Raw genomic sequence first — 315 nt, forward strand, 5'->3', positions numbered from 1 at the left:
CCCATAAACCACCAGGTCATTCGATCTGGTGGTTTTCTTTTTACATCATAAGCCTTAAACAACTGACAAACTTTTTTGCAGCCGCCTTCTTTCAATCACTTTTATAACTCAAGATACGACACCAAATGCGTCTAAGACCCCCCACAGCAGACACGCCATTAATTAATTTAAACAAAACACTTGCGTAACCTGTTTTATTCTGGTAATATATATTTTGTTGTTGAGGCAACGGCATAGAAATATGGGCAGATAGCTCAGTTGGTAGAGCAACGGACTCTTAATCCGTGGGTCCAGGGTTCGAGCCCCTGTCTGCCC

General features: G+C 42.5%; 1 tRNA gene. It reads left to right on the forward strand.

The features are described from left to right. Positions 1–243: 243 nt before the first annotated feature. Positions 244–315 (forward strand) — tRNA-Lys (locus WEIDD23_RS12475).

The organism is Weissella sp. DD23 (genome assembly GCF_001579105.1).
GTDB lineage: Bacteria > Bacillota > Bacilli > Lactobacillales > Lactobacillaceae > Weissella > Weissella cibaria.